The sequence below is a fragment of the Nitrosomonas sp. Is35 genome, assembly GCF_033063295.1.
Taxonomy (GTDB): Bacteria; Pseudomonadota; Gammaproteobacteria; order Burkholderiales; family Nitrosomonadaceae; genus Nitrosomonas.
The window spans coordinates 2,508,683-2,530,374 of sequence record NZ_JAWJZH010000001.1 but is presented as its reverse complement, the minus strand read 5'-3'; the positions used below and the strand labels follow the sequence as shown (position 1 = coordinate 2,530,374).

Sequence of the window (21,692 nt, the reverse complement as noted above, 5' to 3'; positions counted from 1 at the left end):
ATGTGTAGAGACCTTTGCACAGCTATGATCCCAAGGTAATCACGCAATACCCCGATCCGCCCAACTGATCCGGCTTGCCGGGACTTCTTGCAAGCATGCGCCCATGAGATTGGTTTGGACGCGGAAACATGTAGTGAAGACCTGAAAAGCCGAGTGATAGAAAGTGAACGCATTCAGCTTCTTCGTTTTCATTAACTTCTACAATACCATTAGGCCTTATAAGAGTTTGAATAATGCCACCTCCTCTGTAAACAACCCTGATATTTTTACAGTTAAAAGAATCCAACTATGGAGGGATTCACATTTCAATGAAATAGTTAGTTGCCGCTTTATCAACTGTCGACATGGTAAATGTTGGCGATTGTTTAAAATATCTAGAAGAATCGATTATCTGATCAATAATATCTCGCGGATGACTACTCGTCAGTGCTCGCCCGGTTTTTCGATAGTATGTGTCGATAAGATAATCAGCCACATCTTCGTTGAATGAAATACCTTGCATGGCACAAACACGCCGCAAAATTTCCTTATATTCACTTTCGGTTGAGTAATTTATCTTTATTTTGTGACGGATACGGCGCAAAAAAGCTTCGTCAACCAAATCTGAGGGGCGAAGATTAGTGCAGAAGATGTTAATCTGATCAAAAGGTATCTCGAATTTCATGCCGGTATGTAAGGATAGAAAGTCTGTTCCACGTTCAAGCGGAACAATCCAACGATTGAGCATTTCACGCGGAGACATTTTTTGCCGGCCAAAATCATCCAGAATGAACACGCCATTCGCGGCTTTCATTTGGACCGGCGCTTCATAAAACTTGCTATGTCTATCCCAATGTAAGTCGAGCATTTCAGTTGTAAATTCCGCACCAACCATTACGACCGGGCGGTGGCATTTTATCCACCGCGGATCATGCTTCAGATTGGCATTTATATCGAGGTGCATGTGCTCATCGGTTTTGTCAGCAATTTCAAAATGTATGGCAGGATCAAAAATACGAATGATTTGCCCGCTTACTTCTATGGCTTGCGGTATGTAGACATGATCAGGTAATGCCCGTCCTAATGCTTCTGCAACACTTGATTTTCCCGTCCCTGGCGGACCATAGAGAAAGATTGCACGCCCAGAGCTAAAAGCCGGACCCAATTGATCAAGCAACTTCTCACTTATCACCATATGGCTGAGCGATTCTCGTATCCATGCTTTATCTATCTGGATCTGTTGAACATATTGCTGGGAAAGGATACTTGTATAGTCTTTCAGCGGAACCGGTGCGGCGCCCGCATAAAGACTAATATTCATGGCCATTTCCGCTCTTTCCCGGCCGCGCTGTGTTAATTCAAAAACTTGAGTTTCCCGCCCATAACCGGCTGCTAAACGAATCGTAATTAAATGATCCGCTTTGAGTAATTCAATGAGTTCATTGATCACACTGTAGTGAAGGCATAGTTTGCTGGCGATTTGGTGCAAGGTAAAAGCACCCGCTTCCTGGTAGGCAATTTTCAGTAATAGATCACTGAGGAAAACCTCGCTTAATCCTGTATTTATTATTCTTAACGGTATGGGTGGCACAGGATGTAGTATTCCCTTTACTTGCTCGGATGTGAGAAAACCTAATGAAACGAGACTGTCTTCGAGTCTCCCGCTATTTTGCGTTTGATCGATTCTCGCCTGAGCTAACTGCGCATTGGAAATCAAACCTTCTTTAATCAATAACCTGCCAATAGAATTCGCCATATCACACGCTCTCTTTCAATTTTAGAAGTAAATGCTCCAATCCACTGAATTCTTGATTCTCTTCAAGAATCCAAGCTCAGGTTAACGGCTAGTGATCACATTTCTTCATTCAAGCGACAGATTCTTTGCAAATTGCACCATCAGAAACAACTGTTTAAACCGGGGGTAAAGTCGGCTGTAACAATTAAAAGTTAATAGTACGAATGAACTAATAAATACTCCGACTAATATACTAATAAAAAAGGACTTATTGACTATGGTTCGGAAAAGGCAATATCCCTAGAATGCACCTGTGCGTAATTAGAAGTAGTCAGTAAGCAATGATTACCACTGATGCAAAGTGTTTTTTATATTTTTGTAAGAAACTTCTGAAAAAGTGCTTAAGTTTGAAAATCACTTGCCGCATTTAGGCAAGTCTATTTTGATAAATAGGCAATACTGATCTTAATTAAAGGAGAAATCATGGAAAAATTAGTACAACAAGTTAAACAATTCTGGAATGACGAATCAGGTGTAACCGCAGTGGAATACGCTATCATGATTGCAGCTGTTGGAGCAGTGGTTTTGGCAGCCGGTACCCCGCTTGGTACTGCACTCACTACTTATTTTAACGGCGTAGCTGGGCTGCTTCCAGCACCATAATTGCAGATCGCGTAGAGTCAACAGAAGGAAAGAAGAGGTCAAATTTTCTCCCTTTTGCTGTTCTCTGTAATCGGGTGCATAGTTTCTTATCGAAAGGCCATCCAGGCTGAGTTGGATGGCCTTTTTAAATAACCATAGCCGGGAGATTATGTCATGTTTCTTCCAATGTTTCTTGTTCTAGCGGTATTACTGATGATCGCCTGTTGGCAAGATTTTTACGATTATCGGATAAAAAACAATTTGATCGTTACAGGCACTGTATTAGGCATTGCGTTGAACACATTTCTGTTTGCAGAAACGGGATTCTTGGATTCCTTAATCGGATTGGGTTTTGGCTTATTACTGTTGCTGCCATTTTATCTGTTGCGCATTATGGGTGCAGGGGATGCCAAGCTCATGGCAATGATTGGAGTATTTGTCGGGCAAAATGATATTCTCTGGGTGTTTCTCTATACACTTGTTGCCGGTGGATTACTCGCCTTGGTTTTTTCATTGTGGCGCGGAAAACTGCGCAGAATGATCGATAATGTCATTCTGTTATGTCTGCCAGTCTTGTCGACTTCGAAATCCGAATGCTTCAAGGATAATCCTTCATTTTCTGCTGAAGCATCCCAATCTGCCGGAAAACTACCCTATGCCATCGCAATAACAGCTGGAACTGGATTCTTTCTGGCCATGAAACACTTCCAGTAATCAATTGATTGGTAACGATGGGGTTCCCTAAAGTTCTTTAAATTACTGCTTTAAACTACAGAATCATATCTCGAATTTTATGCTGGGTAATGCAGATTCTGCGAAAGATGATGCACTGTGTTTATTATCCAATCACTAATTATTTATCTTGCACCGTCAGAGATATAAATATCTGTTTTCCATTTTCACACAGCTTTGGGTGTTGAAAATATACTGCCTCATCGTTCTCAAGCTTTATTAAACTTATAGATATATCTCCGCACTAAAACCATTAAACAGAATTAACCTGTAATTACCGCCTTGATCCTGGAATTACTTCACCCTAATCTTTCCTACAATCAAACCGTAAGAATAGAAGATTCACTTGAAGCATGAAGTTATGGCGTTGGATAACTTTTTATTTATAAGTTATCCATTATGTCGTGCCATGCACGATTCAAAAGATTAGAAACTTAGGATTGTAAAAATGAAAAATAACAGAGCACTCTTGATGATTGTGGTTTCACTGTTGCTGGGATTAGCGGCCGTTGTGGTTGCGGGAAAGTGGATCAATGAGCAAACGCGTGTTGACGCTTCAGCGGTGTTTGTTGCGCTACGCGATATCGATGCCGGTACGCGATTAACTCCCGAAATGTTGAAAAAAGCGGATTGGCCAAGCGGCAGCATGCCTGTCGGCTCGTTTCAGGACGGCGAGCTATTGAGAAACCGGGTACTCAAAACGCATCTAGTGACCGGAGAGCCCGTACTGGAATCTAAATTGGCTCCGATTGGCACCTCGGGTGGTCTTTCAGGTGTCATTGCCGAAGGTAAACGAGCCATTACGGTACGAGTCAACGATGTCATCGGCGTTGCCGGTTTCGCATTGCCGGGCAATCTTGTCGATATTCTGGTCAGCGCCAAGGATGAAAACCATAACCCTTTCTCGAAACTGGTGCTGGAACAAATTCTGGTACTTGCCATCGCACAGGATGTCGGGCGAGACGATACCAAGCCCAAAGTCGTTACTGCCGTGACTCTGGAAGTATCTCCCGAACAAGCCGAAGTTCTCGATCTTGCACGAAACATTGGCACACTTTCCCTGGCGTTGCGCAATCAGGTAGATGGTCAACACATCGACACGCATGGGCGGCGCATTCACGATCTGCTCAAGCGATCCGTGCCAACTCCAGCGGCATCTGCTGAACATAAAACCGTTTATCGCTCCAGGGACCCGCACTACGAGGCGATTGCAGTAATTCGTGGAACCAGTAAAACCGAAACCAAACTGTCAGAAGGACGAGGCAAATGAGACGACTGTTCATCAACAACTTCCCGATAACGTTCATTAGAAGTTATTTCCCTGCTCTTTTGCCAATTGGTTTGGCTTCATTAACGCTGGTGTTGCAGCCGCACGCAATGGCTCAGACAACACCACCGGTCAAAACAGTTGCAATGCAAACGGAACAAAAAGCATTGCCTGACCAATTTTTGTCGCAGACGGGTGCGGCCAAACTGGATGTGACGCTGGGTAAATCAACGCTATTGAAATTACCCAATGCCATCAAGCGTATTTCGGTTGGCAGTCCCAGCGTCGCTGATGTCATGATGATCAATCCACAGGAGGTCTATGTTTTAGGCAAGATTGTCGGCATGACCAATATCACACTGTGGACCAAGGATGGCAAATCCACGGTGATTGATGTCAATGTTCTAATGGATGTCACAGCGCTGAGACAGCAAGTGCAAGCCATTATGCCGGACGAGAAAGATATCCAAATTACTGCAGCAGGTGATTCGCTGATTGTGTCTGGCATGGTCTCGAATACCCTAAAAGCTGACCGGGTTGTCGCTCTGGCCGAAGCTTTTCTGCGTACGTCAATCCTCAATATGATGCTGAATCTTCAAGGAGGTGGTCAAGGAGATCAACCTAGTGCTGGAGCGCAAGCAGGAGGCGGTGGAATGGGGGGGATGGGTGGAATGCAGGCTATGCAAACATTGCGGCAAGGCTCACAACATAATGAGAACTCACAAGGTGCAGGTGCAGGACTAGGCAATTTCAAAGTCATCAATCTGATGGGAGTACGGGACAATCAGCAAGTCATGTTGGAAGTCAAGGTGGCTGAAGTAAACCGGACCGAAGCCGAAAAACTGGGATTTGATTTTCAAGGCGCTCTGAGAAAATCCGGAAGTGCCTGGACTCAAATAGTGGGGGGCTTGATTGGCGGTAGTCCAGCAGGCTTATTGCTCGGAAAGAATCCAGTGGCTACCGGGTTGCCATTTGCTTCCAGTGAAGGTGGTTCTTTCCTAATTGATGCCGAGAAAAAAGACAATGTGATCAAAATTCTTGCTGAACCCAATATCGTTGCGATCAGCGGACAAGAAGCCAGTTTTCTGGTGGGTGGCGAAATCATGATTCCTGTTTCTTCCGGGGTGGGCAGCACGGTCAGATTGCAATCCAAACAATTTGGCGTTGGATTGATTTTCTTACCTACTGTACTGGAAGAAGGCCGCATCAATTTGCGTGTCAATCCCGAAGTCTCCGAATTGGTGTCATTCCAACAAGTTGCTTCCACAGGTCTTGGTGCCATTGTTGCGGTGCCGACTTTCAAGACCCGCCGTATTTCAACCACCGTGCAGCTCCGCGATGGCCAATCACTGGCAATCGGTGGATTATTGCAAGATAACTTCAAGGAGCAAATCAAACGCTTCCCAATGCTTGGAGAAGTACCTGTCCTGGGCTCCCTGTTCAGCAGCAGTGATTTTCTGATGGACAAAACTGAGTTGATGATTATCGTTACACCACGTTTGGTACAACCAATGCAGCCTGATCATAGCGTTCCTACGGATGCATTCATACGACCAGGACGCGGAGAATTCCTGCTGCAAGGCCGATTGGAACGTCGGGATGATCCATCGGATAATCAAGATGCTCCTCAGCAGATGATCGAAAAATCGGGTAATCCGGCGAGCAGCGCTGAGCCCAGTGGATTTCAAATGAAATAAGGATATGACTATGAATAAATTATCGCTTAATGCAACTATATGCCTGCCCATCATGCTACTGGCATTAACGGCGTGTGTCACACATCCGCCTAAAAGAATGGATTCCAGATTCGGTAATGCGGTTGGCATGGCGAAAGCGCAACAGACCGTCAATCCTGATGCTTCCTTGGATACTACCCCAGTGAGAGGGGTGGATGGCCAAGCTGGCGACGCCATGATCGACAATTACCGGGATTCCTATATCAACCGTCCGGCTCCTGCTCGCGGTGCATTGAACGTTGGCACCAGTGGAGGAACCGCGGGTGGGGGTGGCGGTAGTCCGCAACAGTAGGCTGATCGGCATTATTCAGCGATATTGAATTAGTAACTATCTTCAGAGGGATTGTTTATGCGCGGCTTGGGTATTCCTGGTTTGGAAGAAAAATGGAAGGGTAAAAACCTGAACATTAAAAAAGAGCGCGGGGCTGTGGCAGTTTTGGTGGCACTATCGATGGCATTGTTGATCGGTTTTGTTGGTCTTGCGCTGGATCTGGGCAGACTCTATGTAGCCAAGACCGAGCTGCAAAACAGTGCTGATGCCTGCGCGCTGGCAGCCGCGCGTGAATTGACAGGCGCCAACACCAATCAGCTCACACTGGCCGAGGCAGCGGGCATTACTACCGGAGAACTGCACGATGTGCTATTTCAGGATGAGCAGGTCGTTATTAGCGGTGTGACCTTCAGTACATCGCTGACGGGAGGTTATCTGTCAGCTTTTACTGGCCCAGGAGCAACTGATATGCGGTTTGTGCGTTGCGAAGCCAGTCGTACAGGTATTGGCAACTTCCTCATTCAGGTACTTAATATTCTGCCGGGTATCAGTATTGGCGATCAAATGGTTTCCGCTAGCGCCGTGGCTACGCTTTCGCCATCGCAGATCACTTCCTGCGCCGTGCCGGTTGGAATATGCAGTAGCGATGTTCCGGCTAGCACGCCAGTTGGCACATGGATAACCAGTGTGCTCGGCCCAGGAAAAGGTGGCAAAAAAGGCGATACAGTTGATCTAACTGGAAATTTCATGTGGATTGATTTCACGCCACCCGCCGGTGGCGCTGCAGAGCTGGCTGGACAGCTAACCGGCCCCGGTGTCTGTAATCTTCCCGCTTTGGGTACGAATGTGGGCGAAGCGGGTGTCAAATCTTCCTTAGCCAATGACTGGAATAGCCGTTTTGGCATATATCAAGGTAGTGTCAAGGAGGGTGACTCGATACCCGACTATAGCGGTTACGCTTACACCGATTATAAAGATAGCTGGCCTTCAAAATTTGGTGCATTTTCCGACTTCCAGAGCAAACGAGGAAGTAATGCGGCTTATCAAGGCGATAAAACCACCGGATTAAAAACGACGGGAAAAGTGGAAAGTTCCACTTACCTCAACGCTAACGGTGCAGATCGCAGACTGGCCACGGCTGCTATCGTTGATTGCGATGGCCTAAAGAAAGGCACGACATCTGCTGTCTCGGCATGGGCATGCATATTGATGTTGCATCCCATTAATAATTCTGCGGGGGGTACCGGCACCGGCGCTGACCGGATGTATCTGGAGTACTTGGGGCGCTCGAATCAGGCCAACAGTCCATGCGCCACCAATGGTGTCCCCGCCGGCCCTACTGGAGTTGGTCCGATGGTCCCGGCGCTCGTGAGGTAAGCACAGCATGAATCAGACAAAATTTCCGCTTAGAAATCCAAGGAGTAGCATGCCAAAAACGATGCGGGGCGCGGTTGCTGTGGAATTTGCCATACTGTTGATCCCGTTGCTATTGCTTGTGTTGGGAGTGTCCGAGTTCGGCCGGGCGCTGTATCAGTACAATACACTTGTCAAGTCAGTGCGTGATTCGGTACGTCATCTCTCGCACTTAAATCCGACGAGTAGTGATTATTCAGAAACGCAGATCGAAGCAAAATGCCTTGCCGTATATGGCAATACCGGTTGTAGCGGAGATGCGCTGTTACCGGGATTGACTACCAGCATGGTCAGCATCAATCCCATCGTTACGACGACTTCAACGGGCGCATCCATTACCCTGGTCGAGGTCAGAATTACCGGATACACATTTAATTTCTTGTTGGATCCTCGCACGCTCACGGGTGGTGGCGATGAATCGATTACATTTGGCGATATTCGCGCCACGATGAGGCAAACATGAGATCTACTCTGAGATTCCAGCGAAAATTCGTACCGGTTAATCGATTCAAGCAGTGCGGTGTTGCTGCCGTTGAATTTGCCTTGATTGCCGTAGTGCTGTTTACACTCCTGATCGGTATCATGGAATTCAGCCGTGTGCTGCATTACTGGAATACCGCAACGGAAGCAACACGGCTGGGTGCACGCTTGGCAGTCGTGTGCGATCAGGATGCAGCGGCAGTCAAAACGAAAATGCAGTCCATGCTGAACATTTTGGATAGCAGCAATATTTCTGTTGAATATATTGATAAAGATGGCAATAGCTGCGATCCCGATTCCTGCAGGTCCGTAACGGTTAGCATTTCAGGGTTGACCGTATCCACTTTTGTTCCGCTGGTGCCGCTGAACATCGAAATGCCGCCGTTTAGCACAACGTTGCCGCGCGAAAGCCTGGATAGCGCCAATCCTGATTGCGCATAAAACGTCATGAATAAATCATTCGTATCTATAACGAGGAACTCAACATTGATGATTATGGCTATTTCACAAGATCAGCAGCGATTATCCTGCTTGCGCCCATACCTTACTACTAATAATGCCGCACGGACTCATGCAGCGCCTTCATTCAATGCGTAGTGATTAACAATTCAGAGGAACAAAAATGATTATCGCCGCAGTTTCACGAAAACAACAAATTCTGGAAAGTATAAGTCAATTTCTGTCTGAGTTTGATCGATCCGACCAATTCTCTCAAGATTCGAACCAGGAACAACCCTATACGCTAATATCCATCAATGGCGGTATGCAGCAAGCCGTTGCAGTGGCTGAGCAGGAACATCCTGATCTGCTCTTGCTGGAAAGCTCCGAGGATGAAACTAATGATCTGCATATTCTGGGTAATGTAACAGCACGTTTTCCAAGTCTAGGCGTTATCATGTTATGCCCGAACCCATCGCCGGAACGATTATTGGAGGTAATGCGTGTCGGTGTCCGGGAAGCGCTGCCGACGCCACCGACTCGCGATTCGCTCTTGAGTGCAATTAACCGGTTTCAACAAAGAATCAAGCAAGCCAGTATGCCCGTTAGAAACGGCAAAGTATTGGCGTTTATTCCTTGCAAAGGCGGCAGCGGCGCTACTTTCCTGGCAGCCAATCTGGCCTATACACTGGCGGCGCAGAATAATCAGCGGGTAGCTCTGATCGATTTCAATCTTCAATTGGGAGACGCTTCATTATTTCTTAGTGACAGTAAATCTCCGGCTTCCATAGCAGATGTTGCCCGGCAGATTCACCGGCTTGATGGCGCGTTCTTGGCTTCCAGCATGATCCAGATCACACCCAACCTGGGCATACTGGCTGCGCCGGATGAGCCGGAAAAAGCAACGGAAATAAAGCCCGAGCATGTCAATCCGATACTGCAGGTTGCTATCAAGAATTATGATTTTGTCATTCTTGATATTGGCCGCCGTATGGATTCCGTGTCCGTCCAGGCGCTCGACAAAGCCGACATGATTTTCCCTGTAATGCAACAGACGCTGCCATTTATACGCGATGCTAAGCGCCTGATTGATGTGTTCCGGTCATTAGGCTATCACAAAGACAAGTTGCGGCTAGTTGTTAATCGTTATGACAAAAAAAGCCAGATTACCTTGGACGATATTCAGAACACGCTCAAATGCGAGGTTTTTAAATCGATTCCCAATAACTTTTCCGTAGTCGATGAATCAGTGAATCATGGTGTACCGGTGCATAAACTCGCTCCACGTAGTCCCATCGCCAAAGCAGTAGAGGATATCGGCAATGAACTGAGTCAGAGCACAGAGCAACAGGAACGCTGGTTTAGAAAACTATTTTCTTAACATCATTTAACGGATTATTGATTATGTCTATACGAGATCGTTTGCAACGCTGGGGTGAGAGCGATACGGCTGTACCTGAACAGGTATTCGTCATGGAAGATAGTTTAAAGCTTGAAAAGAGTTCATTTCATGAACTCAAATCCAGAATACACCAAAAACTGCTCGATCGCGTTGATCTTTCGGTGATGGAGAAGCTGCCGCCGGATCGTTTGACGAATGAGCTCAGGACCCTTGTAGAACAATTACTCATTGAAGAGAAAATACCTATTAATCTGACCGAAAGGGGCAGTCTGGTTTCTGATATCCAACATGAGATCCTCGGTCTTGGGCCATTGGAACCTTTGCTGGCCGACCCGACGATATCAGATATCTTGGTCAATACGTACAAGCAAGTGTATGTGGAACGCCGCGGTAAACTGGAACTTACCGGTGCTCATTTTGCCGATAATCGTCATTTGCTGAGAATCATAGACCGCATCGTGTCAAGAATCGGCCGCCGCGTTGATGAATCCAGTCCCATGGTTGATGCCCGGTTACCGGATGGTTCCCGCGTCAACGCCATTATTCCCCCGTTGGCTTTGGATGGCCCGCTTTTGTCTATCCGGCGTTTTCCAGTTTCGCCATTAAAGATAGATGATCTGATTCAAAATAAATCGTTGACACCAGCAATGGCTGAAGTGATTGCAGGGTTGGTCAAAAGTAAATGCAATTTGCTAATCTCTGGCGGTACAGGTAGCGGTAAAACCACCCTGCTTAATATCATGTCCGGATTTATTCCAGCAACCGAGAGGATCGTGACGATCGAAGATGCTGCAGAACTACAATTGCAACAACCACATGTTGTTCGACTTGAAACGCGTCCACCCAATGTGGAAGGTAAAGGTGAGGTCACACAACGCGCATTAGTCCGGAATAGTCTGCGCATGCGGCCGGACCGGATCATTATTGGCGAGGTGCGCGGCTCGGAAGCCATGGATATGCTGCAAGCCATGAACACCGGTCATGAAGGCTCTATGACTACAGTGCATGCCAATACGCCCAGAGATGCCGTGAGCCGGATTGAAAACATGGTTAACATGGCGGAGACGAATCTCCCTGCCAAAGCAGTACGGCAACAAATCAGTTCCGCAATCTGGGTCGTTGTGCAGGTTTCCCGCATGTCGGATGGAAAACGTAAATTGATCAGTCTCCAGGAGATCACGGGCATGGAAGGTGACATTATTACCATGCAGGAGATTTTTACCTACACACAAATGGGTGTGGACAATAATGGCATGATACAAGGACATTTTCATGCAACGGGTGTACGTCCAAAATTCGCCGAGCGCTTGAAAGTATTTGGTGTTTCTTTGCGTGATGAATTGTTCGATCCAGATAGAATTTTTAAATAATAAGGCGCTTTGTAAAAATGGACTACACTTATTATTTCTTTATTTCAATGATTTTCATTGCAATCGTATTGCTCCTGGAAGGACTTTATCTGCTTTGGAATACTTATAAGGGACCAGAAGCCGTACGTATCGAAAAACGGTTACAGGCCATTTCAGCCGGTTGGGAAGATTCGTCCGGGCATAATCTGATCAAGCAACGTTTGTTGAGTGACTCTCCAACGTTGGAGCGCCTGTTGATGGAAATTCCCCGCATTCACAGCCTGGATCGCCTACTGATTCAATCAGGCTTGCAACTAAGTGTTTCCAGCTTTTTGGGTTACTCCTGCCTATCGGCAGCTGGCGGGATGGCTGTCGCAACATTGTTCAATCTGAACTTTACATTTACGCTACTCTGCTTTGCATTGAGCGGTTCACTCCCTGTTTTGATGGTGTTGAGTGCACGGCACAAGCGTTTGTTAAAAATTGAGGAACAATTGCCGGATGCCATCGATTTGATGGCGCGCGCATTAAAAGCAGGTCACGCTTTTTCGGGCGCATTGCAAATGGTATCCAGCGAAAGCGCCGATCCCATAGCCACTGAATTTCGAATTACTTTCGATGAAATCAATTATGGTATTCCGATGCAGGATGCCCTGATGAATCTGAGTATCCGCATACCCAGCACTGATCTGCGCTATCTTGTCATTGCCGTGTTAATTCAACGGGAAAGCGGCGGTAATCTGGCAGAGTTACTTGAAAATATCGGCAGTTTGATCCGCGCGCGTCTTAAACTACTGGGAACCATTCGTGTGTTGTCAGCAGATGGGCGCTTGTCGGCCTGGATTCTTGGATGTCTGCCTTTTTTCATGGCAATGATTATTCATTTTGTTAACCCCGGATATGTAAATATATTGTTCACGGATCCCACGGGGCGTTTGCTAGTCGGCACTTCATTAACAATGATGGTGTCCGGAATTTTTGCCATGTGGCGAATTATTAAAATCCGGGTTTAGAACTTGCCTGAAGAATCGATCTATTCTAATTATTGGCGGCAGCCCTACGAAAAGTAACCTGGAGTAATAATCATGACCATGATTCAAATACTATATCTTGTCATCATTTTCATCGCCGTAGCTGGGGGTGTTTTTGGATTGATGCGGCTTCTGACGCCTGACCCAGTGCAATCGCGCTTAGATCAAATTGCATCTGAACATGCAACATCCGCCTTAAATGAGTCCAATCCATGGGAAGAAGTTGCCAATAAGCTCACAAGCCCATTTGCTTCACTTTCTTTACCAAGCGAAGGATGGGAAAGCTCTCCGCTGCGAACTCTCTTCATGCATGCAGGTTACCGCTCCCAATCAGTGCCATTTTTCTACTTTGGAGGCAAAACACTTTTGGCAATGCTAGTGCCGGGTATTTTCCTGCTTTATGCAGGCATTAGTGGTTTGGAGCTAAATAATGATACTTCGCTGATCGTTTTTCTAGCTTTGGTAACTGCAGGCTATTACCTGCCTAATGTAGTTCTGAACTATGTCATCAAGATACGGCAGCGAGATTTATTTGAAAATTTTCCCGATGCTATCGATCTGATGACGGTATGTGTCGAAGCAGGATTAGGATTGGATGCTGCCATGCGGAAGGTCGGAGAAGAAATGTATGTAAAATGTAAACCCTTGTCTGAAGAACTTCATCTGGTGAATTTGGAAATGCGGGCAGGCCGAAGCCGGGATCAGGCATTACGCAATCTGGCATTACGCACCGGTGTCGAAGAAATAGAGGGATTGGTTGCCATGTTGATCCAAGCCGATCGTTTTGGTACTAGCATTGCATCATCTCTGAGGGTTCACTCCGATATGCTGCGGACCAAACGGCGGTTGCGCGCTGAGGAAGCCGCAGCCAAAATAGCACTCAAGCTACTGTTTCCGCTAATTTTGTTTATTTTGCCGACTTTGTTGGTGGTTATGGTTGGTCCGGCAATTATTGGTGTTTCCAAAACACTGCTTCCTACCCTGTCGGGTAGTTAATGAAAGGAACCAAAATCCATGTGCAAATTTACGCAATCCCTATTAACCATCATTTGCCTGTTGATATTGACTGGATGTACTTCCATGCAACAAAGAACTGGCGCCGATGGTCATATATCCACTGCAAAAGAAGATCCGCAACTGAGTCAAGCCAAGCAATTTTATTTATTGGGCCGCGAGCACTATCAGAAAAGCCAATATGCTGAAGCTGTCAATGCTTTTGAGAAAGCCATTGAACTGAAACCGGATTATTACGAGGCTTATGGCAGCCTGGGAGTGGTCTATTCGATACTGGGTGAAGACGAACTTGGAATCAGCCTGATCAATGAAGCCATCAAATTGGCGCCTTCGATATCCGATTTGCACAACAACCTGGGTTACGCCCTGTTGAAACAGGGGCGGAACGCCGAGGCAGCGGGTGCATTTGAGCGTGCTTTGCAACTGGATCCTCGGAATGTACATGCCCGTAATAATCTGAAATCCGCTTACAAGCTGATGGGGTGTACTGACGGTGAATTGTGTGGACAGTGGCAAGAGCCCAGACAGCCATAATTTCAAGCCAAGGATTACTCAATCCGAATACACACTGACAGTTATCTTAAATCACTATTGAATATCAGGAAAATAAACCATGTTCCATATCAAACAACTCAGATGGGTATTAAGCAGTGTGCTGGTGTTAGCGGCATGTACTTCAGTTCAAAAAGATACCACGCTTAACGGTATTGAAATTAAACCCGTAACGAGAGTTAATCATGCCAATGGAAGCCCTAGAATTATGTACTTATTGGGGCGATACCATCAAGGTAAGCTGGATTATCAGAAGGCCATCGTTGCATATGAAAGGGCTCTTGAAGTAAGGCCTGACTATGTTGAAGTACACAACGGATTGGGCGTTATATACTCCATGCAGGGCAAACATGAGTTGTCGTTGCGGCATTTTAATAAAGCAATAGAATTGGCGCCACAGGAAACTTATTTGTATAACAATCTTGGTTATGCTCATCTGATTCGGGGTAACTTTGCCGAGGCGATCAAATCATTAAGCAAAGCCTTATCACTGGATCCGGAGAACAAGAGAGCGCACTGGAATTTGGCGATTGCACAGGAAAAAAATCATTTGGATAATAAAGTGACTGCATCGCAACCCAATCCGGATAACTCATCCTCTATTGTCACTCAAGAGCTTTCCAAGACGAATACCGATGAATTTGGTGACCATATCACTCGATTTCGTGAAGACGCAGATTCGCAATTAACCTCTGTCATATCGTCCTCGGATGATCTGGACGCACACGATAAAAACTCCAGACTGCCGGATAATAAAAACATTCGATTAGAAGTTTCGAATGGTAATGGCATTACAGGTATGGCAAAGCAGATATCAGTTTTTTTTCAGCAGCGTGGCGTTGCCAGCGTAAGAGTGACCAATCACCAGACGTACAATCAGAACAAAACTGAAATTTACTATCGTTCAGAAAATTACCATCAAGCCAATCAGATTAATCAAATGCTACCGATGCCGGTCAAATTGGTTGAAAGTGACCAATTGCGTCACGACATACAAATAAAAATTTTATTAGGGCAGGATTTTTCTCGAGAAACTGCCTACTTCAATACAAAAGAACTGGTGCAAGTCAGTCAGCAAAGTATTGAAAAATCCATCGTTCAATCTGAAAGAATGTGAAAAATTAAACGACATGTAATGAGATCCTTACAATTAAGGAACCTTCAATTATTTTTTGGAATAAGAAATCGGCATCAAAGACCATCAAGCGGAGATAGATTCTAAGGAAACGCTGAACAATTAGTGATTTTCAGATTTTCCGGAAATCCTACCTCCCTAGGATTTCCGGGTCTTTGGCGATAACATTGCGGGACTTCTGTTTTTGGGAGCTTGCAAATGTGAGCACTCCGCGAATTTTCTACATTCATGACTCCATGTGCAGCTGGTGCTACGCCTTCAGCCAAAGCTGGGCTGCGTTGCAGCAGGCATTGCCGCGCGATATGGAAATTATTTACCTCGTTGGCGGCTTGGCGCCGGATACCACCGAACCGATGCCGCTCGCAACGCAAAAAATGGTGCAGCAAGCCTGGCAACGCATCGAACAAACGGTACCCGGCGTTCACTTCAACTGGGACTTCTGGTCGCGCAACACGCCGATCCGCTCAACTTATCCAGCTTGCCGGGCCGTTCTGGCAGCCAAAAAGCAACGCGCGGAAGCCGAACCGGAAATGATCCGCGCCATTCAAACTGCCTATTATCAACAAGCGAAGAATCCCTCACTGCCGGAAACCTTGCAAGCTTGCGCCGATGAAGTTGGATTGGACGCGGAAACCTTTAGCGAAGATCTGAAAAGCCCGGCGATAGAAAGTGAATTACAGCAGCAAATGCAACGAGCTAGAAGCATGGAAGTCTATTCCTACCCGTCTTTGCGGCTGGTCATTAACAATGCCGTGTTTCCGATTGCTATCGATTATTTGGATTATCGAGCCATGCTGGATGAGATAAAAGCAATTGAATCTTTAGTGGCTAAAACTTGAGCTGACAGCTTCAGAAATTGGCCAAAATTATGTTGAAATTGATCGAATGAATCTGATCGGAATTCGATAGTCTGACATACGGCAAGCAATTGCTGATTGTGGTTTTTTGTTATTGTAATGATTGCGCATAGACCAGAAGGTGATGAAATATTAAATTCTCTGGGGGGTACCTCCTTTCTGACACACTATTGAAGGCACGTGGGGGCATAATCCACTGCCTGTTCTAATGGTGTAATATCACTTTCCGCTATATTAAAACCCCGATGACACCAACCGAAAACACTAAAACCTTGACCAAGTTATTCGAAGTAGTCAAAGACCTGCCGGTTTGGCTTTTAACGGCATTTGCCTTCGCAGCTGGGCTGATGCTGTTTATGCCACAGATTAGCAGCGAATTACCGGAGGATTATCGGCCTTGGCTGATAGTCGGCTTTGTCTTGTTCGGAGTGCTTGCTTGTTTTAAATGGATTATTGTGTTGTTGATAGCATGGCGAGCCTGGAAAACCCAAATTAAGGCACATAAAAAATTTCATGTGACACCCATGAATCAACATTGTCATTGGTCGGTCACTAGACAGCCTGATGGTTCCTTAGTCACTCAGATCGTTGCGGACTTCGCGGTTAAAAATCAAAGTGTTTCTTCCATTGGACTGATGCGTGCTCGAATTATCAAGCCAAAAATCAGTGGTGAAGTTCTGCATGACATCATAACCGTTCGTGAACAGCACGGACAGATGTATGGTACAGCTTACATGTCTGATTTTCGCATCGCTCCTGGAACAGTACTACTGGCAAGGGCGATGGTGATGATCCGGGGCAAATTTCATAACAAGCCTGAGGATGAAGATCTGCACGTTTTGATCGGTATTGGAGACGATGATGGCTATGAACAACGTGTCACAGTAGTGTGCAAGGGTATGCACAAGCCAAAGTCAACTGATCTACCGATCCCTATCGAAGCACTGCATCTGATCTCCGATCCGATCGAAAAAGATGTAGCCTCGGTGCTACAAACGGAACTGAGTCGCTATGAATTGAATGGTCGCGAATCGGGTGGCCTTGGCAGCGTCCATATAGTCATGGATGGGAAAGAGATCAAACAATTTGGCAATGGTTTTCGTATCATGCAGGTTACAACGAACCAGGAAATCGTGTCCTGATCCAGGATCAGCCAATGTTAAATCAGACAATCTCAACGCACTCTTGGCCCTATATTCGCGATTGGTAAGTGACGCTGAGCGAGAACGTTTTACCAATGCATTGCTTAATCGACTTCAAAATGAAATAGGCTATGCTCGAGTCGCTTATTTGATTGTTTTGGTACTGTTAAATATTGGGAAGCTTGGAGAGGCTCTGGAGGCCGCTAAATTTGGACTTCTGGAGAATGAACAAAAGGATTTTGGATTGAGTAATGTGTTGATGATGTTGAATGGTTTACTTTGCTACCGCCATCTGAATTTCACTTCAGACATGCTCGACAAAATTGAGCACTTCGTGCATGGGACGCAGGAATATTCGTTCCGAATACCACAAAAGATCGCGGCGATACGTGCTTTACGGCTATTATCGTCAACGTGAACACTAACAGTAGAAGAGCTCTTGATTATCACTATATAGAGTGATTGAATGCAGGAGCTGCTTCTAGCCGGAAACCGACATTCCAATCATGTCAATTTTTATCTCACCCAAACGAAAAATATTTCTTCAACTTATCCCAAAAACCAGCGGTATCTGAATCGGCCGTTACAGTTTTATCGACCAACAAGTTTTCCATAATCAATTGGTAAATTTTCGATAATTTCTCGAGATCGTCCACAGCCACGTGTTCATTCAATTTGTGGATCGTCGCATTGCGCGGGCCAAATTCGATGACTTGCGCGCAGATGTCGGCGATAAAGCGGCCGTCCGACGTGCCGCCGGAGGTGGAGAGTTGCGGTTCGATGCTTGTGACTTCAACAATGGCGGCGTGCATGGCGTCGGCCAGTTCCGCCTTGGGGGTGAGAAATGGTTTGCCCGACAGTTCCCACGCTAATTCATAGTCAAAACCGTGCCGGTCGAGAATTTCGTGCACGCGGGCTTTGAGCGATTCGACCGTGCTGGCGGTGGAAAAACGGAAATTGAATAACAAGTTCAGCGTGCCGGGAATGACGTTGGTCGCACCGGTGCCACCGTGAATGTTGGAGATATGCCAAGTGGTCGGCGGGAAATATTCGTTGCCTTGATCCCATCCGGTTTGCGCCAATTCCGCAATCGCCGGTGCGGCGAGATGAATCGGATTTTTCGCCAGGTGCGGGTAAGCGATATGGCCTTGGATGCCTTTGATCGTCAGATTGCCGGATAAGGAACCGCGGCGGCCGTTTTTGATGGTGTCGCCCAGCGTGTCGGTACAGGTGGGTTCACCGACGATGCAGTAATCCAATAACTCGCCGCGCGCTTTGAGGGTTTCGACTACTTTAACCGTGCCGTCGACCGCAATGCCTTCTTCGTCGGAGGTGATCAACAGGGCGATCGATCCTTGATGGTTAGCATGTTGTGCAACAAAGGCTTCAATCGCGGTTATAAAAGCGGCGAGCGATGATTTCATGTCGGCGGCGCCGCGCCCGTATAACTTGCCATCCCGGATGGCCGGGATGAACGGTTCGCTGTCCCATTGTTCCAGCGGGCCAGTCGGCACGACATCGGTATGTCCGGCGAAACACAGCACGGGCGCGGTAGTGCCGCGGCGCGCCCAGAGATTGTCGACTTCGCCGAAGCGCATTCTTTCGATGTGGAAACCGAGTTTTTCCAGCCGCTCGATCAGAATTTCCTGGCAGCCGTCGTCGGCAGGTGTCAGTGAACGGCGGGCTATCAGTGTTTGCGCAAGCGTCAGTGTGTCATTGGACATTATTTTTTCCTGAATTTAACAAGTTAAAGATTGGCGGCGGCCCGGGTGTATGAAAACCACAACAAACGCGTCATAATACTTCGGCGTTACAGTAGGGATTTGAGCGATTATCATGTAAATTGAGGACTGTAAGCTTTTTAAGAAGATGCTGGATTTTACACGTCTGATTCAGGTCTTGTACAACGTTGAATCATCATGTACTTAGCTTGAACGGGCTTAACTCACTACGAGGAAGATCACCATGCTCCTGTTTCTCTTCTATGTCATCTTGTTTGTCGTTGCCGTCGCCGGTGTGATTTTGGCTGTTCCAGTCATACGGCGCAATTTGGTTTCCAATCCGGTACTGAAGATTTTCCGCAAGATGCTGCCGCAGATATCGCAAACCGAGCAGGAGGCGCTGGATGCCGGTACGGTCTGGTGGGAAGGTGATTTGTTCAGCGGCAAACCGGACTGGAAAAAACTGCTGGCGTATCCCAAACCGCAATTGACCTCGGATGAACAGGCGTTTCTCAATGGCCCGGTCGAACAATTATGCGCCATGCTGGACGAATGGAAAATCACGCATGAATTGAAGGATCTGCCGCCGGAAGTGTGGCAATTCATCAAGGACAACGGTTTCTTCGGCTTGATCATTCCCAAGCAGTACGGCGGCTATGGCTTTTCCGCGCTGGCGCATTCCGAAGTGGTGATGAAAATCGGTTCACGCAGCGGCACGGCGGCGGTGACCGTAATGGTGCCGAATTCTTTGGGGCCAGCCGAACTGCTGTTGCATTACGGTACCGAGCAGCAGAAAGAATATTATTTGCCGCGTTTGGCTAAAGGGCTGGAAGTGCCTTGTTTTGCGCTGACTTCACCGGAAGCGGGTTCCGATGCCGGGGCGATGCCGGATTTCGGTATCGTTTGCCGGGGTGAGTACGACGGTAAATCCGATGTGCTGGGGATGCGGGTAACCTGGGAGAAACGCTATATCACGCTGGGGCCGGTTGCGACCATCTTGGGCTTGGCTTTCAAGTTGTACGATCCGGATCGCTTGCTGGGCAAGGATGAAGATCTCGGTATTACGCTGGCGCTGATTCCCACCAACACGCCGGGTGTCAACATCGGGCGGCGGCATTATCCGCTTAACGGCGCATTCCAGAACGGTCCGAACTGGGGCAAGGAAGTGTTCATTCCAATGGAATGGATCATCGGCGGGCAAGAAGGCGTCGGGCAAGGGTGGCGCATGTTGATGAATTGCCTGTCGGTCGGACGCGCCATTTCGTTACCGGCCACCAGTGTGGGTGCGGCCAAATTGGCGGCGCGCACTGCCGGTGCGTATGGCCGGGTGCGCACGCAATTCAAAACGCCGATCGGTTATTTTGAAGGTATCGAGGAAGCGTTGGCGCGCATCGGCGGCAATACCTACATGATGGACGCCGCACGTGTGCTGACAGCCACTGCGGTCGATCTGGGTGAAAAACCCTCGGTGGCGTCGGCCATCGTCAAATATCATCTGACCGAACGGGGACGCCAGGCGGTCAACGACGCGATGGATATTCACGGCGGCAAGGGGATTTGCATCGGGCCGAGAAACTATCTGGGACGCACTTATCAGCAGATTCCCGTCAGTATCACGGTGGAAGGCGCGAACATTCTGACGCGCAGCATGATTATTTTCGGTCAGGGCGCGATCCGTTGCCATCCCTATCTGCTGAAAGAAGTCAATGCAACGCACGATAACAATCCGGATCGTGCATCGCGCGCGTTTGACGAAGCCTTGATCGGGCATGCGCAGTTTACCTTGCGGAATACGGCAAACGCTTTGTTTTATGGGTTATTCGGCGACTATATCAAAGACAATGCGCCGGAAAACAGCACCCCGGAAACCGCTGTTTATTACCGTAAGCTGGCGCGTTTCTCCGCCAGTTTCGCCTGTATCGCCGATATCGGGCTGATGCGCCTGGGCGGTTCGCTGAAGCGCAGAGAAAGATTATCCGCCAGATTGGGCGATATCCTCAGTATGTTGTATTTATGCTCGGCCACGCTGAAACGGTTTGAGGACGATGGCCGTCCCAGTTCGGATTTACCGTTGCTGCATTGGTCGATGCAGGATGCTCTGTATCGATTGCAACAAGCGTTCGATGAGTTTCTGACCAATTTCCCGGGGCATATTACGTTGATCTGGGCGCTGAAAGCCTTGGTCTTCCCGCTCGGGAAACGCTGCAAACCACCCACTGATACCCTGGCGCACGAAGTCGCCAGACTAATGATGGAACCCGGTGCAGTGCGCGATCGATTGACTTCCGGGATTTTTGTTCCCACCGCCGATGGTGAACCGATGGCGGATCTGGAGCACGCTTTGCAATGCGTCATTCAATGCAGCGCCATCGAAGCCAAACTGCGTGAAGCGGTCAAGCAGCATAAAATTACCGATCATGGTGACGGACAGATCGCTCAAGCGTTGCAATTGAACATCATCACCGCGGAAGAGGCGGATCTTCTGAACAAATTGAAAGATTTGCGCGGCCGGGTGGTTAAAGTGGACGATTTTCCGCGTGATTTTGGTCACGAAGCAGGGACGGACATGGGAATTGCCGGAACAATCGGTCACGTGGCGAGCGCCGCTGGTGCCGGTGCTGCTGGTTTTGTCGCGGCGGTGAGTGCCGCGGCCGCTGCGGCTGCCGAAGTCATGGAGAGTATTTCTTCAGACGAAGGCGGTGACGAAGAGGAACAAGACAGGGAATGACGCGCACTGAAAACATAACGACACTGACAGAAATCGCGGAATAAAAAGGAGCGCTATGCAAATCGAGC

General features: G+C 47.5%; 19 protein-coding genes. 17 read left to right on the top strand and 2 right to left on the bottom strand.

The features are described 5' to 3' along the window. Positions 1-298 precede the first annotated feature (298 nt). Positions 299-1,711: an ATPase gene (locus tag R2083_RS11955; protein WP_317538592.1), complete on the bottom strand. Its 1,413-nt coding sequence runs from the start codon at positions 1,709-1,711 to the stop codon at positions 299-301. Between the two features lie 486 nt (positions 1,712-2,197). On the opposite strand from R2083_RS11955, the gene R2083_RS11950 reads away from it, so the two are divergent. The 16 genes from R2083_RS11950 to R2083_RS11875 all read left to right on the top strand — a co-directional run bounded on the left by R2083_RS11950 (position 2,198) and on the right by R2083_RS11875 (position 17,175). Beyond that, the gene (locus R2083_RS11950; protein ID WP_107804417.1) at positions 2,198-2,377 is read left to right on the top strand and encodes a Flp family type IVb pilin; all 180 of its coding nucleotides are present in this window, start codon (positions 2,198-2,200) and stop codon (positions 2,375-2,377) included. Between the two features lie 153 nt (positions 2,378-2,530). After that, complete coding sequence (locus R2083_RS11945) at positions 2,531-3,070, top strand: prepilin peptidase (RefSeq protein ID WP_317538591.1); 540 nt, start codon at positions 2,531-2,533, stop codon at positions 3,068-3,070. 466 nt (positions 3,071-3,536) lie between these two features. Then, complete coding sequence (gene cpaB / locus R2083_RS11940; protein ID WP_317538590.1) at positions 3,537-4,358, top strand: Flp pilus assembly protein CpaB; 822 nt, start codon at positions 3,537-3,539, stop codon at positions 4,356-4,358. After that, positions 4,355-6,052, top strand: a complete 1,698-nt coding sequence (locus R2083_RS11935) for a type II and III secretion system protein family protein (RefSeq protein ID WP_317538589.1) — start codon at positions 4,355-4,357, stop codon at positions 6,050-6,052. The genes cpaB and R2083_RS11935 overlap by 4 nt, the downstream gene beginning before the upstream one ends. A 10-nt stretch (positions 6,053-6,062) precedes the next feature. After that, positions 6,063-6,383: a tRNA dimethylallyltransferase gene (locus tag R2083_RS11930; RefSeq protein ID WP_317538588.1), complete on the top strand. Its 321-nt coding sequence runs from the start codon at positions 6,063-6,065 to the stop codon at positions 6,381-6,383. Positions 6,384-6,440: 57 nt separating this feature from the next. Next, positions 6,441-7,739 carry a Tad domain-containing protein gene (locus R2083_RS11925; protein ID WP_317538587.1) on the top strand — a complete coding sequence of 433 codons (1,299 nt, stop codon included), beginning with the start codon at positions 6,441-6,443 and terminating at the stop codon, positions 7,737-7,739. A gap of 49 nt (positions 7,740-7,788) precedes the next feature. After that, complete coding sequence (locus tag R2083_RS11920) at positions 7,789-8,238, top strand: TadE/TadG family type IV pilus assembly protein (protein ID WP_181258475.1); 450 nt, start codon at positions 7,789-7,791, stop codon at positions 8,236-8,238. Beyond that, a complete protein-coding gene (locus R2083_RS11915; RefSeq protein WP_107804424.1) occupies positions 8,235-8,696 on the top strand; it encodes a TadE/TadG family type IV pilus assembly protein in 462 nt (153 codons plus the stop codon). Before R2083_RS11920 ends, R2083_RS11915 begins: the two co-directional genes overlap by 4 nt. Before the next feature lie 181 nt (positions 8,697-8,877). Further along, positions 8,878-10,074 (top strand): AAA family ATPase, encoded by a 1,197-nt coding sequence (locus R2083_RS11910; protein WP_317538586.1) that lies wholly within the window; start codon positions 8,878-8,880, stop codon positions 10,072-10,074. 23 nt (positions 10,075-10,097) lie between these two features. Next, positions 10,098-11,465, top strand: a complete 1,368-nt coding sequence (locus R2083_RS11905; protein WP_317531465.1) for a CpaF family protein — start codon at positions 10,098-10,100, stop codon at positions 11,463-11,465. A gap of 17 nt (positions 11,466-11,482) precedes the next feature. Continuing rightward, positions 11,483-12,457 carry a type II secretion system F family protein gene (locus R2083_RS11900; RefSeq protein ID WP_317538585.1) on the top strand — a complete coding sequence of 325 codons (975 nt, stop codon included), beginning with the start codon at positions 11,483-11,485 and terminating at the stop codon, positions 12,455-12,457. A 72-nt stretch (positions 12,458-12,529) separates the two neighbouring features. After that, positions 12,530-13,471 (top strand): type II secretion system F family protein, encoded by a 942-nt coding sequence (locus R2083_RS11895; protein ID WP_317538584.1) that lies wholly within the window; start codon positions 12,530-12,532, stop codon positions 13,469-13,471. An 84-nt stretch (positions 13,472-13,555) separates the two neighbouring features. Continuing rightward, positions 13,556-14,023, top strand: coding sequence for a tetratricopeptide repeat protein (locus R2083_RS11890; protein WP_317538583.1), 468 nt, complete (start codon positions 13,556-13,558; stop codon positions 14,021-14,023). Between the two features lie 79 nt (positions 14,024-14,102). Continuing rightward, entirely contained in the window at positions 14,103-15,158 is a 1,056-nt protein-coding gene (locus R2083_RS11885) for a LytR C-terminal domain-containing protein (RefSeq protein WP_317538582.1), read from the top strand. A gap of 218 nt (positions 15,159-15,376) precedes the next feature. Beyond that, positions 15,377-16,015, top strand: coding sequence for a DsbA family protein (locus R2083_RS11880; RefSeq protein WP_317538581.1), 639 nt, complete (start codon positions 15,377-15,379; stop codon positions 16,013-16,015). 263 nt (positions 16,016-16,278) lie between these two features. After that, a complete protein-coding gene (locus tag R2083_RS11875) occupies positions 16,279-17,175 on the top strand; it encodes a hypothetical protein (RefSeq protein WP_317538580.1) in 897 nt (298 codons plus the stop codon). A gap of 521 nt (positions 17,176-17,696) precedes the next feature. On the opposite strand, the gene dapE is transcribed toward R2083_RS11875, so the two are convergent. Further along, positions 17,697-18,899 (bottom strand): succinyl-diaminopimelate desuccinylase, encoded by a 1,203-nt coding sequence (gene dapE, locus R2083_RS11870; protein WP_317538579.1) that lies wholly within the window; start codon positions 18,897-18,899, stop codon positions 17,697-17,699. 241 nt (positions 18,900-19,140) lie between these two features. Here dapE and R2083_RS11865 point away from each other — a divergent pair, with 241 nt between their 5' ends. Continuing rightward, positions 19,141-21,624 (top strand): acyl-CoA dehydrogenase, encoded by a 2,484-nt coding sequence (locus R2083_RS11865; RefSeq protein ID WP_317538578.1) that lies wholly within the window; start codon positions 19,141-19,143, stop codon positions 21,622-21,624. Positions 21,625-21,692 lie beyond the last annotated feature (68 nt).